At 62.4% G+C, this 17,480-nt stretch carries 12 protein-coding genes; all 12 read left to right on the top strand.

From position 1 onward, the window contains the following. Positions 1-222: 222 nt before the first annotated feature. The 12 genes from rpoB to tuf all read left to right on the top strand — a co-directional run bounded on the left by rpoB (position 223) and on the right by tuf (position 17,460). Positions 223-4,359: a DNA-directed RNA polymerase subunit beta gene (gene rpoB, locus BMI88_RS13030; protein WP_078549304.1), complete on the top strand. Its 4,137-nt coding sequence runs from the start codon at positions 223-225 to the stop codon at positions 4,357-4,359. Between the two features lie 12 nt (positions 4,360-4,371). Further along, complete coding sequence (locus BMI88_RS13025) at positions 4,372-4,587, top strand: hypothetical protein (RefSeq protein WP_078549302.1); 216 nt, start codon at positions 4,372-4,374, stop codon at positions 4,585-4,587. Between the two features lies 1 nt (position 4,588). Beyond that, entirely contained in the window at positions 4,589-8,815 is a 4,227-nt protein-coding gene (gene rpoC / locus BMI88_RS13020) for a DNA-directed RNA polymerase subunit beta' (RefSeq protein ID WP_078549300.1), read from the top strand. 138 nt (positions 8,816-8,953) lie between these two features. Continuing rightward, a complete protein-coding gene (locus BMI88_RS13015; protein ID WP_078549298.1) occupies positions 8,954-9,664 on the top strand; it encodes a hypothetical protein in 711 nt (236 codons plus the stop codon). A gap of 117 nt (positions 9,665-9,781) precedes the next feature. Continuing rightward, the gene (locus BMI88_RS13010) at positions 9,782-10,531 is read left to right on the top strand and encodes a glycosyltransferase family 2 protein (RefSeq protein ID WP_078549296.1); all 750 of its coding nucleotides are present in this window, start codon (positions 9,782-9,784) and stop codon (positions 10,529-10,531) included. Between the two features lie 5 nt (positions 10,532-10,536). Continuing rightward, positions 10,537-10,842 carry a lipid-A-disaccharide synthase N-terminal domain-containing protein gene (locus BMI88_RS13005; RefSeq protein WP_078521308.1) on the top strand — a complete coding sequence of 102 codons (306 nt, stop codon included), beginning with the start codon at positions 10,537-10,539 and terminating at the stop codon, positions 10,840-10,842. Then, entirely contained in the window at positions 10,817-12,265 is a 1,449-nt protein-coding gene (locus BMI88_RS13000; RefSeq protein WP_078549294.1) for a glycosyltransferase family 39 protein, read from the top strand. Before BMI88_RS13005 ends, BMI88_RS13000 begins: the two co-directional genes overlap by 26 nt. After that, positions 12,246-12,983, top strand: a complete 738-nt coding sequence (locus tag BMI88_RS12995) for a phosphatase PAP2 family protein (RefSeq protein ID WP_168173980.1) — start codon at positions 12,246-12,248, stop codon at positions 12,981-12,983. Before BMI88_RS13000 ends, BMI88_RS12995 begins: the two co-directional genes overlap by 20 nt. 244 nt (positions 12,984-13,227) lie before the next feature. Next, entirely contained in the window at positions 13,228-13,599 is a 372-nt protein-coding gene (gene rpsL, locus BMI88_RS12990; protein WP_038074720.1) for a 30S ribosomal protein S12, read from the top strand. A gap of 12 nt (positions 13,600-13,611) precedes the next feature. Next, positions 13,612-14,082 (top strand): 30S ribosomal protein S7, encoded by a 471-nt coding sequence (gene rpsG, locus BMI88_RS12985; protein ID WP_075773836.1) that lies wholly within the window; start codon positions 13,612-13,614, stop codon positions 14,080-14,082. An 18-nt stretch (positions 14,083-14,100) separates the two neighbouring features. After that, the gene (gene fusA / locus BMI88_RS12980) at positions 14,101-16,224 is read left to right on the top strand and encodes an elongation factor G (RefSeq protein WP_078521302.1); all 2,124 of its coding nucleotides are present in this window, start codon (positions 14,101-14,103) and stop codon (positions 16,222-16,224) included. 60 nt (positions 16,225-16,284) lie between these two features. Beyond that, a complete protein-coding gene (tuf, locus tag BMI88_RS12975; protein WP_078549290.1) occupies positions 16,285-17,460 on the top strand; it encodes an elongation factor Tu in 1,176 nt (391 codons plus the stop codon). Positions 17,461-17,480: the final 20 nt, after the last annotated feature.

The raw sequence follows: 17,480 nt of genomic DNA, 5'->3' as shown, positions 1-17,480 counted from the left end.
CTGAAAAAAGGGCTGGGTCCGGGGTTTTCCCGGGCCCAGCCGAACCTGTCTCGGAGAGGGCTTTGGCGCCCTGAAGCCTTCTCCAAGGCGGTGTTCGCGGTTCGGGAGCCTTTCGGTGGGACGAAAGGCAGGTATGGAACCGCCCCCCCTTCATTCGCCTTGCGGCGTGCAATGGGCCCCGACATTGCATGTGCCGCGAAGAGACGAAAGGTCACGCAGAGCATGGCTCAAGCTTACGTTGGTCAGAAACGCATCCGTCGCTATTACGGCAAAATCCACGAAGTCCTCGAAATGCCGAACCTCATCGAGGTTCAGAAATCCTCCTACGATCTGTTCCTGCGCTCCGGCGAAGTGGATCAGCCCACCGATGGCGAGGGTATCCAGGGCGTCTTCCAGTCGGTCTTCCCGATCAAGGATTTCAACGACAACGCCATTCTGGAGTTCGTGAAATACGAGCTCGAAAAACCGAAATACGATGTCGACGAGTGCCAGGCTCGTGACATGACCTATTCGGCGCCGCTGAAGGTGACCCTGCGCCTCATCGTGTTCGATGTGGACGAGGAAACCGGCGCGCGTTCGGTCAAGGACATCAAGGAACAAGACGTGTTCATGGGGGATATGCCCCTCATGACCAAGAACGGTACGTTCATCGTGAACGGCACCGAGCGGGTCATCGTGAGCCAGATGCACCGCTCGCCGGGCGTGTTCTTCGACCATGACCGCGGCAAGACCCACTCCTCGGGCAAGCTGCTCTTCGCCTGCCGCATCATTCCCTATCGCGGCTCGTGGCTGGACTTCGAATTCGACGCCAAGGACCTCGTCTTCGCGCGTATCGACCGTCGTCGGAAACTGCCGGTGACCACGCTGCTCTATGCGCTGGGTCTCGATCAGGAAGGCATCATGGATGCCTATTACGACACCGTCACCTACACTGCGAAGGGCAAGTCGGGCTGGGTCACCAAGTTCTTCCCCGACCGCGTGCGCGGCACCCGTCCGACCTTCGACCTCGTCGATGCGGCGTCGGGCGAAGTGATCCTGAAAGCGGGCGAGAAAGCGACCCCGCGCATGGTCAAGAAATGGCGTGACGACAACTCGGTCCCCGAGCTGCTCGTGCCGTTCGACCACATCATGGGCCGCTTCTGCGCCAAGGATATCGTCAACGACGAAACCGGCTTCATCTACATCGAAGCGGGCGACGAGCTGACGGCGGAATACGACAAGAACGGCGAGCTCTCGGGCGGTTCGATCAAGACCCTGATCGACAACGGCATCACCGAGATCCCGGTGCTCGACATCGATAACGTCAATGTCGGTCCCTACATCCGCAACACCATGGCGTCGGACAAGAACATGAACCGCGAAACCGCGCTCATGGATATCTACCGCGTCATGCGGCCGGGTGAGCCGCCGACCGTCGAGGCTGCGGACACCCTGTTCAACAGCCTGTTCTTCGACTCCGAGCGCTACGACCTTTCGGCCGTGGGCCGCGTGAAGATGAACATGCGTCTCGACCTCGATGCGCCGGACACCCAGCGCACGCTGCGCAAAGAGGACATCATCGCCTGCATCAAGGGCCTGGTGGAACTGCGCGACGGCAAGGGCGAGATCGACGACATCGACCACCTCGGCAACCGCCGTGTGCGTTCGGTCGGCGAACTGATGGAAAACCAGTATCGCGTCGGCCTGCTGCGCATGGAGCGCGCCATCAAGGAGCGTATGTCCTCGGTCGAGATCGACACGGTCATGCCGCAGGATCTGATCAACGCGAAACCGGCCGCGGCTGCAGTGCGTGAATTCTTCGGCTCCTCGCAGCTGTCGCAGTTCATGGACCAAACCAACCCGCTGTCGGAAGTCACGCACAAGCGGCGTCTCTCGGCGCTCGGCCCGGGCGGTCTGACCCGTGAGCGTGCCGGCTTCGAAGTGCGCGACGTTCACCCGACCCACTACGGTCGGATGTGTCCGATTGAGACGCCGGAAGGTCAGAACATCGGTCTGATCAACTCGCTGGCCACCTTCGCCCGCGTGAACAAGTACGGCTTCATCGAAACCCCGTATCGCAAGGTCAACGACGGTCAGGTCACCGATGAGGTGGTCTACATGTCCGCGACCGAGGAAATGCGTCACACCGTGGCGCAGGCGAACGCGACGCTCGATGAGAACGGCAAGTTCATCAACGATCTCGTCTCGACCCGCCAGTCGGGCGAATACGCGCTCAACCCGCCGGAAACGGTGGACCTGATCGACGTGTCGCCGAAGCAGCTGGTTTCGGTCGGTGCGGCGCTCATTCCGTTCCTCGAAAACGACGACGCGAACCGCGCTCTGATGGGTGCGAACATGCAACGTCAGGCCGTGCCGCTGCTGCGCTCGGAATCGCCCTATGTCGGTACCGGCATGGAAGCGACCGTCGCACGCGACTCCGGTGCTGCGATCATGGCGAACCGCGGCGGCATCATCGACCAGGTCGATGCGCAGCGTATCGTTATCCGCGTGACCGACGATCTCGAAGCGGGCGACGTGGGCGTGGACATCTACCGTCTGCGCAAGTTCAAGCGTTCGAACCAGTCCTCGACCATCAACCAGCGCCCGATCGTGAAAGTGGGCGACCGGGTGGTGAAGGGGCAGATCGTCGCTGACGGTCCGTCGACCGACATGGGCGAACTGGCTATCGGCCGGAACGTGGTCGTCGCCTTCATGCCGTGGAACGGCTACAACTACGAAGACTCGATCCTGATCTCCGAGCGGATCCACCGCGACGACGTGTTCACCTCGATCCATATCGACGAATACGAAGTGGCGGCCCGCGACACCAAGCTCGGCCCGGAAGAGATCACCCGCGACATCCCAAACGTCGGCGAGGAAGCCCTGCGCAACCTCGACGAAGCCGGGATCGTCTATATCGGCGCCGAAGTGGGGCCGGGTGATATCCTCGTCGGTAAGATCACGCCGAAGGGCGAAAGCCCGATGACGCCGGAAGAGAAACTCCTCCGCGCCATCTTCGGCGAGAAGGCATCGGACGTGCGCGACACCTCGCTGCGTCTGCCGCCGGGGGCTTACGGCACGATCGTGGAAGTCCGCGTCTTCAACCGTCACGGCGTCGACAAGGACGAGCGTGCGCTGCAGATCGAGCGTGAGGAAGTCGAACGTCTGGCCCGTGACCGGGACGACGAGCTCGCCATTCTCGAGCGCAACATCTACGCGCGTCTCAAGACCCTGATCACCGGCAAGACCGCTGTGAAGGGGCCGAAAGGCGTCAAGGCTGGCTCGACCATCGACGAAGAACTGCTGGGCACCCTGTCGAAGGGCCAGTGGTGGCAGCTCGCGCTCGAAGACGAGGGCGACGCCAAGGAAGTCGAAGCCCTCAACGACCAGTTCGAGGCGCAGAAGCGCGCGCTCGACCTGCGGTTCGAGGACAAGGTCGAGAAGGTCCGTCAGGGCGACGATCTGCCTCCGGGCGTGATGAAGATGGTCAAGGTCTTCGTGGCTGTGAAGCGCAAGCTTCAGGCTGGCGACAAGATGGCTGGCCGTCACGGCAACAAGGGCGTCGTGTCGAAAGTCGTTCCGATGGAAGACATGCCGTTCCTCGCCGATGGTACCCCTGTCGATCTCGTGCTGAACCCGCTGGGCGTGCCGTCGCGCATGAACGTCGGTCAGATTCTCGAGACGCACATGGGTTGGGCTTCGCGCGGTCTGGGCAACCAGATCGACGAGGCGCTGAAAGCCTATCGTCGTAACGGCGACCTGACCCCGGTTCGCGAGGCGATGAAGATCGGCTATGGCGACGAGACCTACGGTGAGATCATCGAAGGTATGGATGACGAGGCGTTCATCGAGAGCGCCGAAGCCGTCCGCACCGGCGTTCCGATCGCGACCCCGGTCTTCGACGGTGCCAAAGAGGCCGACATCAACGACGCGCTCAAGCGTGCGGGCTTCAACGAATCCGGTCAGTCGATCGTGTTCGATGGCCGCACCGGCGAGCAGTTCGCGCGTCAGGTCACGGTGGGTGTGAAGTACTTCCTGAAGCTTCACCACCTCGTCGATGACAAGATGCACGCCCGTTCGACCGGTCCGTACTCGCTCGTCACGCAGCAGCCGCTGGGTGGTAAGGCGCAGTTCGGTGGTCAGCGTCTCGGGGAGATGGAGGTCTGGGCTCTGGAAGCTTACGGCGCCGCCTACACCCTGCAGGAGATGCTGACGGTGAAGTCGGATGACGTGGCAGGCCGGACGAAGGTCTACGAGTCGATCGTCAAGGGCGAGGACAACTTCGAAGCCGGCGTGCCGGAATCGTTCAACGTTCTCGTCAAGGAAGTGCGCGGCCTCGGCCTCAACATGGAACTTCTGGACGCGGAGGATGAGGAATAAGGTGTTCGGAACATGACGATCCCGGCGTCGATTGCCTATCTATTCATCCCTGCGGGTCTTGTGCTCATCTCAATTGGGCTTTGGCCCGCAGAACAGGAAGAAAAGTGGTGGCAAATCTGGCGCTGGCCGTTCCCCGAGAACCTTTATTTCATCTTTCCGGGCATCGGGCTCGTAGCCTCTGGCCTGGACTTTGCGATCTTCAGAACCTTACCCGTTTGGGGGAAATGAAATGAACCAGGAACTGACCCAAAACCCGTTCAACCCGCTCGCGCAGCCGAAGGCGTTTGACGAGATCAAGATCTCGCTCGCCTCGCCTGAGCGGATCCTGAGCTGGTCCTTCGGTGAAATCAAAAAGCCGGAAACCATCAACTACCGTACGTTCAAGCCCGAGCGTGACGGTCTGTTCTGCGCGCGCATCTTTGGCCCGATCAAGGACTACGAATGCCTGTGCGGCAAATATAAGCGCATGAAGTATCGCGGCGTCGTCTGCGAGAAGTGCGGCGTCGAAGTTACCCTCCAGAAAGTGCGCCGCGAGCGTATGGGCCACATCGAACTGGCCTCGCCCGTCGCTCACATCTGGTTCCTCAAGTCGCTGCCCTCGCGCATCGGCCTGATGCTGGACATGACGCTGCGCGACCTCGAGCGTATCCTCTACTTCGAAAACTTCGTGGTGATCGAGCCGGGTCTGACCGACCTGCAATACGGTCAGCTGATGTCCGAAGAAGAGTATCTCGACGCGCAGGACACCTACGGCGCGGATGCCTTCACCGCCAATATCGGCGCTGAGGCAATCCGTGAAATGCTTGCTGGCATCGATCTCGAAGCCACGGCCGAACAGCTCCGCGAAGAGCTGAAGGAAGCCACGGGCGAGCTGAAGCCGAAGAAGATCATCAAGCGTCTGAAGATCGTCGAGTCGTTCCTCGAGTCGGGCAACCGTCCCGAGTGGATGGTGCTGACCGTGCTTCCGGTGATCCCGCCGGAACTGCGTCCGCTCGTCCCGCTCGATGGTGGCCGTTTCGCGACCTCGGATCTCAACGACCTCTATCGTCGTGTGATCAACCGGAACAACCGTCTGAAGCGTCTGATCGAACTGCGTGCGCCCGACATCATCGTGCGCAACGAAAAGCGGATGCTGCAGGAATCGGTCGATGCGCTGTTCGACAACGGCCGTCGCGGTCGCGTCATCACGGGCACCAACAAGCGCCCGCTGAAGTCGCTCTCGGACATGCTGAAAGGTAAGCAGGGTCGCTTCCGTCAGAACCTTCTGGGTAAGCGCGTCGACTTCTCGGGTCGTTCGGTCATCGTGACCGGCCCGGAACTCAAGCTGCACCAGTGCGGTCTGCCCAAGAAGATGGCGCTCGAACTGTTCAAGCCCTTCATCTACTCGCGCCTCGAGGCCAAAGGCCTGTCGAGCACCGTGAAGCAGGCGAAGAAGCTGGTCGAGAAAGAGCGTCCCGAGGTGTGGGATATCCTCGACGAGGTCATCCGCGAGCACCCGGTTCTGCTGAACCGTGCGCCGACGCTTCACCGTCTGGGTATCCAGGCGTTCGAACCGATGCTGATCGAAGGCAAGGCGATCCAGCTGCACCCGCTCGTCTGTTCGGCGTTCAACGCTGACTTCGACGGTGACCAGATGGCCGTCCACGTTCCGCTCTCGCTGGAAGCCCAGCTGGAAGCGCGCGTGCTGATGATGTCGACGAACAACGTTCTGTCGCCCGCCAACGGCGCGCCGATCATCGTTCCTTCGCAGGATATGATTCTGGGTCTCTACTACGTGACCATGGAACGCGAAGGCATGAAGGGCGAAGGCATGTCCTTCTCCTCGGTCGAGGAAGTGGAGCACGCGCTCAACTCGGGCGAAGTGCATCTGCACGCCAAGATCACCGCGCGGATCAAGCAGATCGACGAAACCGGCAACGAGGTCTACGAGCGTTTCGAGACCACGCCCGGCCGTGTGCGCCTCGGCGCGCTGCTGCCGCTGAACGCGAAAGCGCCGTTCGAACTGGTGAACCGTCTTCTGCGTAAGAAAGACGTGCAGAACACGATCGACACCGTCTACCGTTATTGCGGTCAGAAAGAGTCGGTCATCTTCTGTGACCAGATCATGGGCATGGGCTTCAAGGAAGCGTTCAAGGCGGGCATCTCGTTCGGCAAGGACGACATGGTGATCCCAGATAACAAGTGGGACATCGTCGAAACCGTCCGCGATCAGGTCAAGGACTTCGAACAGCAATACATGGACGGTCTGATCACCCAGGGTGAGAAGTACAACAAGGTCGTCGATGCATGGTCGAAGTGTAACGACAAGGTCACCGACGCGATGATGAACACCATCTCCGCGCCGAAATACGACGAGAACGGTGCCGAGCAGGAACCGAACTCGGTCTACATGATGGCCCACTCGGGCGCTCGTGGCTCGGTGACGCAGATGAAGCAGCTGGGCGGCATGCGTGGCCTCATGGCCAAGCCGAACGGCGAGATCATCGAGACGCCGATCATCTCGAACTTCAAGGAAGGTCTGACCGTTCTTGAATACTTCAACTCGACCCACGGCGCCCGTAAGGGTCTGTCGGATACCGCACTGAAGACGGCGCACTCGGGTTACCTGACCCGTCGTCTGGTGGACGTCGCTCAGGACTGCATCGTGCGCACGCATGATTGCGGCACCGACCGCGCGATCACCGCTTCGGCGGCTGTGAATGACGGCGAAATCGTCGCTCCGATCTCGGAGCGCGTGCTGGGCCGTGTCGCAGCGGACGACGTGACGGTTCCGGGCGAGGACGAGGTGATCGTCCGCGCCGGCGAGCTGATCGACGAGCGCAAGGCCGACGCGATCGAGCAGGCGGGCGTGCAATCCGTCCGTATCCGCTCTGCGCTGACCTGTGAGGCCGAAGAGGGCGTTTGCGCGCTCTGCTACGGTCGCGACCTCGCACGCGGTACGCTGGTGAACCAGGGCGAAGCGGTGGGCATTATCGCCGCGCAGTCGATCGGTGAACCCGGTACGCAGCTGACGATGCGGACCTTCCACCTGGGCGGTGTTGCTCAGGGTGGCTCGCAGTCGTTCCTCGAGGCCAGCCAGGAAGGCAAGATCGAGTTCCGTAACGCCAACATCATCCTCAACGAGATGGGCGAGCAGATCGTCATGGGCCGGAACATGCAGCTCGTGATCGTGAACGATCAGGGTGACGAGCTTGCCTCGCACAAGATCGGCTACGGTACCAAGGTCTTCGTGAAGGATGGCGAGGCGGTCGGTCGCGGCGACAAGCTGATCGAATGGGATCCCTACACCTTGCCGATCATCGCCGAGAAGCCCGGTAAGGTTCGCTTTGTCGACCTGATCTCGGGTATCTCCGTGCGCGAGGATACCGATGATGCGACCGGCATGACCCAGAAGATCGTGTCCGACTGGCGCGCTGCGCCCAAGGGCAACGAGCTGAAGCCGGAAGTTCTGATCCTCGGCGAGGATGGCGAGCCGGTCCGCAACGAAGCGGGCAACCCGGTGACCTATACCATGTCGGTGGATGCGATCCTCTCGGTGGAAGACGGTCAGGACGTGAAGGCGGGTGACGTCGTTGCGCGTATTCCGCGCGAAGGCGCGAAGACGAAGGACATCACCGGCGGTCTGCCGCGTGTGGCCGAACTCTTCGAAGCACGTCGTCCGAAGGATCACGCGATCATCGCCGAAATCGATGGCTATGTGCGCTTCGGCAAGGACTACAAGAACAAGCGTCGGATCGCGATCGATCCGCGTGACGATGGTCTGGAGCCGGCAGAGTACATGGTGCCGAAAGGCAAGCACATCCCGGTGCAGGAAGGCGACTTCGTGCAGAAGGGTGACTACATCATGGACGGCAACCCGGCGCCGCATGACATCCTGCGCATCATGGGGATCGAGGCTCTGGCCGACTACCTCATCAACGAGGTGCAGGACGTCTATCGACTGCAGGGCGTGAAGATCAACGACAAGCACATCGAGGTGATCGTTCGCCAGATGCTGCAGAAGATCGAGATCCTCGATTCCGGCGATACGACGCTCCTGAAAGGCGAGAATGTCGACAAGGCAGAGTTCGACGAGGAGAACGACAAGGTTGCAGCCCGTGGTGGGCGCCCGGCGCATGGCGAACCCGTGCTGCTCGGCATCACCAAGGCCTCGCTGCAGACCCGGTCCTTCATCTCGGCGGCCTCCTTCCAGGAGACGACCCGCGTTCTCACCGAGGCTTCGGTGCAGGGCAAGCGCGACAAGCTCGTGGGCCTCAAGGAGAACGTCATCGTCGGTCGTCTGATCCCGGCGGGTACCGGTGGCGCGACCACCAAGGTCCGCAAGATCGCGACCGAGCGTGACTCCAAGGTCATCCAGCAGCGTCAGGCCGAGGCGGAAGCCGCGGCAGCGCTGGCGGCTCCGGCCGAGGCAGAGGCCGATTTCGGTCCGGTCGAGACGCCGGAAAGCCGCGATTGATCCACCTCCGGTTGGAGACGATCTGAAACATCCCCCCGCGCGAGAGATCGCGCGGGGGTTTTTCTTTGCGCGAACCCGATCTCTGGGGCAGGGTAACGTCGAAAAGGCGAGAGCCTGTTTGCCGGAGGAGGGACCCCGATGATCCGCTTTGTCACCCCGTTCGCGCTGAGCGCGCTGATCGCCATGCCTGCCTTTGCGGGCGCCTATCAGGATGCGGAGGCGCAGTTGCGCAAGGCCTATGGCGACTACCGCGCGGCGCTGTTCCTGTCGAACCAGGGCAAGCAGCCGGAAACCAAGGCCGCGCTCGATCGCTTCGCCGGCGAATGGCAGACGCTGTCCGACGCCTGGACCGCCGAGCCGCCGCCGCAATATGCCGATGACGCGGTTCTCGGCGCGACTTTCGACAAGGTCAGCGAGCTAGCGGCGAAGGCCGAGGAAGAGGTGGCCGCCGGGAATCTGCCCGAGGCGCATGAGACCCTCGAAGGGGTGCGCGACAGCATCGGCGAACTGCATATCCGCAATGGAGTTGTGGGCTTCTCGGACCGGATGAACGCCTATCACGCGGAGATGGAAGACGTGCTCGCGCGCGACTACGCGGGGATGGGCGGCGAGGGCGCGCGTCAGCTGATCGCGGATGCCTCGCTTCTGAGCTATCTCGCGGCGCAGATCGTCAAGCATCCCGCGCCGGAAGCCGAGACCGACATGGGGTATCAAAAGCTCGTGGACGGCTTCGCGGTCTCTGTCGCGTTCTTCTACGATGCGGCGATGGCGGGCGACATGGAACGTGCAATGGAGATGCGAAACGCCCTCAAGCCGAGCTATTCGAAGCTTTTCGCGAAATTCGGCTGATCCGCCACAGGGACGCGGCTGCCCCGGGATGATCCGTTTACAAGACCGGGTGGCGGGTCTAATAGAGCCGCACCTTCGGCGCCATCCCGGCCCAGCGACAAGAGAGTTCCGGCACCCATGCCCGAGATTTCAATCGTGATCCCCGCGAAGAATGAAGCGCCGAACATCGCGGGGCTTCTCGACGAGATCGACACCGCCTGCGCGCCGGTCTGCGATTACGAGGTGATCGTGGTCGATGACGGCTCGGATGACGGGATGGACCAGATCCTGCGCGAGCGGATGAAGACACATCCGAACCTGCGCCTGCTGCAGCACAAGAATGCGGCGGGTCAGCGGGCTTCGGGCGGTCAAAGCGCGGGCGTCCATTCGGGCGTTCGGGCCGCAAAGGGCAGCATCATCTGCACGCTGGACGGCGACGGTCAGAACCCGCCCTCCGAGCTTCCCGCCCTGATGGCGCCGCTGCGCGCGGCGAATTCCGAGAAGATCGGTCTGGTCGCAGGCCAACGCGTCGGGCGGCAGGACACGATGTCCAAGAAGCTCGCCTCGAAGCTCGCGAACAAGATCCGCGGCGCGATCCTCAAGGATGGCACCCGCGACACCGGCTGCGGCCTCAAGGCCTTCCGGCGCGAGGCGTTCCTTGCGCTGCCCTATTTCGACCATATGCACCGCTACCTCCCCGCGCTGTTCTCGCGCGACGGGTGGCAGGTGGCCCATGTCGACGTCGCTCACCGTTCGCGCGGCGGCGGCAGCTCGAATTACAACAACCTGCAGCGCGGTCTCGTCGGCATCGTCGACCTGATGGGCGTCGCGTGGCTTCTCCGTCGGCGCAAGAAAGCGCAGCCCGGCGAAGTGATGCGCGAGGAGTAACGCCTATGGACTGGCTGATGGATGTGCTTCACGCGGATAGCGTTCTCGAGCTGTGGTGGGTCCTCTTCGGCCTGCTCGCGCAGCTCATGTTCACGGGGCGGTTTCTCGTCCAGTGGATCGCGTCCGAGCGCAAAGGCGAATCCGTGGTGCCGGTGGCATTCTGGTATTTCTCGCTCGCCGGCGGCGTGATGCTGCTGACCTATGCGCTCTATCGCAAAGATCCGGTCTTTGTTCTCGGCCAGTCGCTCGGCGTGTTCATCTACGGGCGCAATCTGTGGCTGATCCATGCCAAGCGTAAACGCGAAGCTTGAACGCAGGGGCGATCGGGACGGCTGGCTCGTCCCGGCCCTGATCGTCGTCGCCGCAGTCACCGCGCTGCGGCTGGTACTTCTGGCGTTCAACAAGACCGATCTCTTCGTCGATGAGGCGCAATACTGGCTCTGGGGCCAGCATCTCGATTTCGGTTACTACTCGAAACCGCCGCTGATCGGCTGGCTGCTCCGGGCGGTGACCGATCTGGCGGGCTCGGACGCGCCGTCCTGGGTGCGGATGCCGGGGGCTGTGCTGCACGGCATCACGGCGCTGGTGCTTGGCGCCTTGGGCGCTCGGATCGCGGGACGCTCGGTCGCGATCTGGTCGGCGGCGATCTATGTCACGCTGCCCTTCGTCGCGGTCGGCTCGGTGCTGATCTCGACCGACACGGTGATGGCGCCGTTCTACGCGCTGAGCCTGTTGTTCCTGCATCGCACCGGCGAGAGCCGCCGCTGGTCGGACGCGCTGGCCGCGGGCGTCACGGCGGGGCTGGCCTTCATGGCGAAATACGCCGCGATCTACCTGATCCCCGGTCTGGCGCTGGCGGCGCTCGTCGCGCCGGCGTGGCGGATCGGCTGGCGCAACACGGTGATCGCGGCGCTGGCCTTCGGGCTGGTGATCGCGCCGAACGTGGTCTGGAACCTGAATAACGGGCTGACCACGGTCTCGCACACGATGGACAATGTCGGCTGGGTCCGCGAAGGCGCCGCGCTGAATTTCGGCTCGATGGCCGAGTTCGTCGCCTCGCAATTCGCGGTCTTCGGGCCGGTGACGATGGTGGCGCTGCTGATCGGCTATGCGGGCTGGGGCGATCCGGACAAGCGCGGGCTGGCGATGCTCTCGGTGCCGCCGCTGGTCGCGGTGACGATCGAGGCGCTGCTCGACCGGGCCTATGCCAACTGGGCGGTCGCTGCCTATTTCGCGGGGACCGTTCTGGCGGTGATGGTGCTGCGCGGCATCTGGCGCTGGATCGCGATCGTGATCAACGGTTTGATCGCGCTGTCGATCCCGCTGCTGACGGTCCTCGCGCCCTATCCGCAGAAGGATGGCGCGCCGCTTCTGAAGCGGTGGCTGGGGCAGGCCGATCTGAGCCGCCAGATCCTGACGCTTGCGGAAGCGGCCGACGTGCCGGTCTACACGGGCAATCGCGCGATCCTCGCCGATCTGTTCTATACCGGGCAGGATGCGGGCGTGACCGTCTACGCGCCGAAGCCTGTCGTGCGGGCCGACAGCTATTACGAGCAGATGTGGCCCTTGCCACAGGACTATAATGGTCGTTTGCTGGTGATCGCTAATAGCGCGCCCGATTGCGGCAGCGGTCCGGTTTCCCCCGAGGCGCAACTCGACGCGACCGGGACATGGGCGGGCAAAGGCTATGCGGCTTATCTGGTGGAGGCGCGCTGTGTCCGTTCCGAAAATTGACATGATCTTCGCGGGCCGCTTGTTGCTGGCGGCGTGGATCGGGGGCTTCCTGCTGTTCCGCTTCGTGCCGGAGCTCGACCTCGGCGTCGCCGGGCTGTTCTACCGGGCAGGGGAGGGGTTCTCGGTGATCACCAATCCGCTCTGGGAATGGCTGCGCCAACGGATCTGGGATGTCTCGATCGTGCTGTTTCTCGTCTCGCTCGTGGCCTGGCCGTGGGCGGGGCTGCGCCATCGCACGCTTTTGCGCCTGCCTGCGCGGATCTGGGCGTTCATCTGCCTGCTCTACCTGCTTGGCCCGATCGTGGTCGTGAACGGGGTCCTGAAGGCCAATTCGGGGCGCGCGCGCCCGGCCGATGTCGATCTCTTCGGCGGCGCGCATCATTTCAGCCTGGCGGGCACCTTCACCGATCAATGCTCGCGAAACTGCTCGTTCGTGTCGGGCGAGGTGGCGGCGGCGGTGGCGCTGGGGCTGCTGATCTGGCTCGGCGCAGAGCTGTCGCGGCTGCGCCTGCCGCGCTGGGGATTGCTCTATCTGCGGGCCATCGGCGTCTTCGTCGCGGTCTTCATCATCGTGCAGCGAGTCGGTACCGGGCGGCACTTCCTGTCGGATACCTATTTCGCCGGATTGGTGAGCCTTACGGTGGCCTGGCTGCTCTGGGGGATCCTGTTTGCGGGGTGGGGCGCGCAGCTCCTCGCACGGACCCGCCGCGAGAGTTGACAACCCACACGACTCCCCCTATACGCCGCGCTACCTGACGGGCGAAGTCTGCCCGGAGGGTCGCCGATTTCTAGTGGTCATGATCCGGGCCTTCGCCCCGATCCTCTGGAATTCAACGCATTCGCCGCGGTCCTCGGGCCGGGGAGGAATGCGATTTGGCGTTTTCGCGAATCCGCGCGGAAACGCGTCGAGAAGTGGCGCCTCCGGAAACGGGGCGAGTATTGACAGCAGAACGGGGAACCGAATGCCGACGATCCAACAGCTGATCCGCAAACCGCGGCAGCCCAAGGTGAAGCGCTCTAAGTCGCAACACCTCCAAGAGTGCCCGCAAAAGCGTGGCGTTTGCACGCGCGTCTACACGACGACGCCGAAGAAACCGAACTCCGCTATGCGTAAGGTCGCCAAGGTGCGCCTGACGAATGGCTTCGAGGTCATTTCCTACATCCCGGGCGAAAAGCACAACCTCCAGGAGCACTCCGTTGTGCTCATCCGTGGCGGCCGTGTGAAAGACCTTCCGGGCGTTCGTTACCACATCCTGCGCGGTGTGCTCGATACGCAAGGTGTTAAAGACCGTCGTCAACGCCGTTCGAAATACGGCGCGAAGCGTCCGAAGTAAGGAGATCTCGAGATGTCTCGTCGTCACGCCGCTGAAAAGCGCGAAGTCCTGCCCGACGCCAAATATGGCGATCGCGTGCTGACCAAATTCATGAACAACCTGATGATCGACGGCAAGAAGTCCGCCGCCGAGAAAATCGTCTACAACGCGCTCAACCGCGTTGAGGGCAAGCTCAAGCGTGAGCCCATCGAGGTGTTCCACGAAGCCCTCGACAACGTGAAGCCCTCGGTCGAAGTGCGTTCGCGTCGTGTGGGTGGTGCCACCTACCAGGTTCCGGTCGAAGTGCGCCCGACCCGCCGCGAAGCGCTGGCAATCCGCTGGCTCATCGCTGCCGCCAAGTCCCGCAACGAGAACACCATGGAAGAGCGCCTCGCTGGTGAGCTTCTGGATGCGGTGAACTCGCGTGGTTCCGCGGTCAAGAAGCGCGAAGACACCCACAAGATGGCCGACGCGAACAAAGCGTTCAGCCATTATCGCTGGTAATAACGGAAGGACGCCACAATGGCTCGCGAATATCCCCTACAGCGTTATCGCAACTTCGGGATCATGGCGCATATCGACGCTGGTAAAACCACGACGACCGAGCGCATCCTGTTCTACACCGGCAAGTCGCACAAGATCGGCGAAGTGCACGACGGTGCTGCTACCATGGACTGGATGGAGCAAGAGGCCGAGCGCGGCATCACCATCACCTCGGCAGCTACCACGACTTTCTGGCAGTGGCAGGAAGATCCGACCGCCGAAGGTACGGATGATACCAAGTTCCGTATGAACATCATCGACACCCCCGGTCACGTCGACTTCACCATCGAGGTGGAGCGTTCGCTGGCCGTGCTCGACGGCGCTGTTGCGCTGCTCGACGGGAACGCCGGTGTTGAGCCGCAGACCGAGACCGTGTGGCGTCAGGCTGACCGCTACAAGGTTCCGCGCCTCGTCTTCGTCAACAAGATGGACAAGATCGGCGCGGACTTCTTCAACTGCGTGAAGATGATCAAAGACCGCACCGGTGCGACCCCGGTTCCGGTGAACTTCCCGATCGGTGCCGAAGATCAACTCGAAGGCATCGTCGACCTGGTCACCATGGAAGAGTGGGTCTGGAAAGGCGAAGATCTGGGCGCTGCCTGGGTGCGTCAGCCGATCCGTGACGATCTGAAGGCGACTGCGGACGAATGGCGTTCGCACCTCATCGAGAACGCCGTCGAGCAAGACGACGACGCGATGATGGCCTATCTCGAAGGCGAAGAACCCGATATCGCAACGCTGCGCAGCCTGATCCGTAAGGGCACGCTGTCGCTGTCCTTCGTTCCGGTTCTGGGTGGTTCGGCCTTCAAGAACAAGGGTGTCCAGCCGCTGCTCAACGCCGTGGTCGACTTCCTGCCCTCGCCGCTCGACGTGCCCGCCTACATGGGCTTCTCGCCGGACGACGAGACGGAAACCCGGAACATCGCGCGTCACGCCGATGACGAAGAGCCGCTCTCGGGTCTCGCATTCAAGATCATGAACGACCCCTTCGTGGGCTCGCTCACCTTTACGCGCCTCTACTCGGGCACGATGAAGAAGGGCGACTCGATCCTGAACGCGACCAAAGGTCGTAAAGAGCGCATCGGTCGTATGATGATGATGCACTCGAACAACCGGACCGAGATTGAAGAAGCGTATGCGGGCGACATCATCGCGCTGGCCGGTCTGAAAGAGACCACCACCGGTGACACGCTGTGCGACCCGAACAACCAGGTCGTTCTCGAAACGATGACCTTCCCCGATCCGGTGATCGAGATCGCCGTGGAGCCGAAGTCGAAAGCCGACCAGGAGAAGATGGGCCTCGCCCTTCAGCGCCTGGCAGCCGAAGACCCGTCCTTCCGTGTCGAGACCGACCTCGAGTCGGGTCAGACCATCATGAAGGGCATGGGCGAACTTCACCTCGACATCCTGGTCGACCGCATGAAGCGCGAGTTCAAGGTTGAGGCGAATATCGGTGCGCCGCAGGTGGCCTATCGCGAGACGATCAGCCACGCGACCGAGATCGACTACACGCACAAGAAGCAGACCGGCGGTACCGGTCAGTTCGCGCGCGTCAAGCTCGAGATCACGCCGACCGAGCCGGGCGAAGGTTATTCGTTCGAGAGCCGCATCGTTGGTGGTGCTGTTCCGAAGGAATACATCCCGGGCGTCGAAAAGGGCATCAAGTCGGTCATGGACTCCGGTCCGCTGGCAGGCTTCCCGGTGATCGACTTCAAGGTTGCGCTGGTTGACGGTGCTTTCCACGACGTCGACTCCTCGGTGCTCGCCTTCGAAATCGCTTCGCGTGCCGCGATGCGTGAAGGTCTGCGCAAGGCTGGCGCGAAGCTGCTCGAGCCGATGATGAAAGTCGAAGTGGTGACCCCGGAAGAATACACCGGTGGCATCATTGGCGACCTGACCTCGCGTCGGGGCCAGGTGCAAGGTCAGGACACCCGCGGCAACGCGGTCGTCGTGAACGCCTTCGTGCCGCTCGCCAACATGTTCGGCTACATCAACAACCTGCGTTCGATGTCCTCGGGCCGTGCGGTCTTCACGATGCTCTTCAGCCATTACGAAGCCGTGCCGCAGAACATCTCGGACGAGATCCAGAAGAAATACGCGTAAGGGACGTGCGCCGGGGCAACCCGGCGCCTTTCCAATCCAACGCACTGACAGGAGGCCATCATGGCAAAGGAAAAGTTTGAACGTAACAAACCGCACGTCAACATCGGCACGATTGGCCACGTTGACCACGGCAAGACGACGCTGACGGCTGCGATCACGAAGTATTTCGGTGATTTCCGCGCGTATGACCAGATCGACGGCGCGCCGGAAGAGAAGGCCCGCGGGATCACGATCTCGACCGCGCACGTGGAGTACGAGACCGAGTCGCGTCACTACGCGCACGTTGACTGCCCCGGCCACGCCGACTACGTGAAGAACATGATCACGGGTGCCGCGCAGATGGACGGCGCAATCCTGGTTGTGAACGCAGCTGACGGCCCGATGCCGCAGACCCGCGAGCACATCCTGCTCGGCCGTCAGGTCGGCATCCCGGCGATGGTCGTGTACCTGAACAAGGTTGACCAGGTCGACGACGAGGAGCTGCTCGAGCTCGTGGAAATGGAAGTTCGCGAACTTCTGTCGTCCTACGACTTCCCCGGCGACGATATCCCGATCGTCAAGGGTTCGGCTCTGGCCGCGATGGAAGGCCGTGATCCGGAAATCGGCGAGAACTCGATCCGCGCGCTGATGGAAGCTGTCGACAGCTACATCCCGACGCCGGAGCGCGCCGTTGACCAGCCCTTCCTGATGCCGATCGAAGACGTGTTCTCGATCTCGGGTCGTGGTACGGTTGTGACCGGTCGCGTCGAGCGTGGCGTGATCAACGTCGGCGACGAACTGGAAATCGTGGGTATCCGCGACACCACGAAGACGACCTGCACGGGCGTCGAGATGTTCCGCAAGCTGCTGGACCGTGGTGAAGCTGGCGACAACATCGGCGCGCTGCTGCGCGGTGTGGACCGTGACGGCGTTGAGCGTGGTCAGGTTCTGTGTAAGCCGGGTTCGGTGAAGCCGCACACGAAGTTCGAGGCAGAAGCCTACATCCTCACCAAAGAGGAAGGTGGCCGTCACACCCCGTTCTTCGCGAACTACCGTCCGCAGTTCTACTTCCGCACGACGGACGTGACCGGCACCGTGACGCTGCCCGAGGGCACCGAGATGGTGATGCCGGGCGACAACCTGAAGTTCGAAGTCGAACTGATCGCCCCGATCGCGATGGAAGACGGTCTGCGCTTCGCAATCCGCGAAGGCGGCCGCACCGTCGGCGCCGGCGTCGTCTCCAAAATCATCGCGTGATCGATGGTTTCGGGGCCCTC

Origin of the sequence: Thioclava sp. F36-6 (genome assembly GCF_002020305.1) — a bacterium.
Lineage (GTDB): Bacteria > Pseudomonadota > Alphaproteobacteria > Rhodobacterales > Rhodobacteraceae > Thioclava > Thioclava sediminum.
This window is presented reverse-complemented; position numbering and strand designations above follow the sequence as displayed.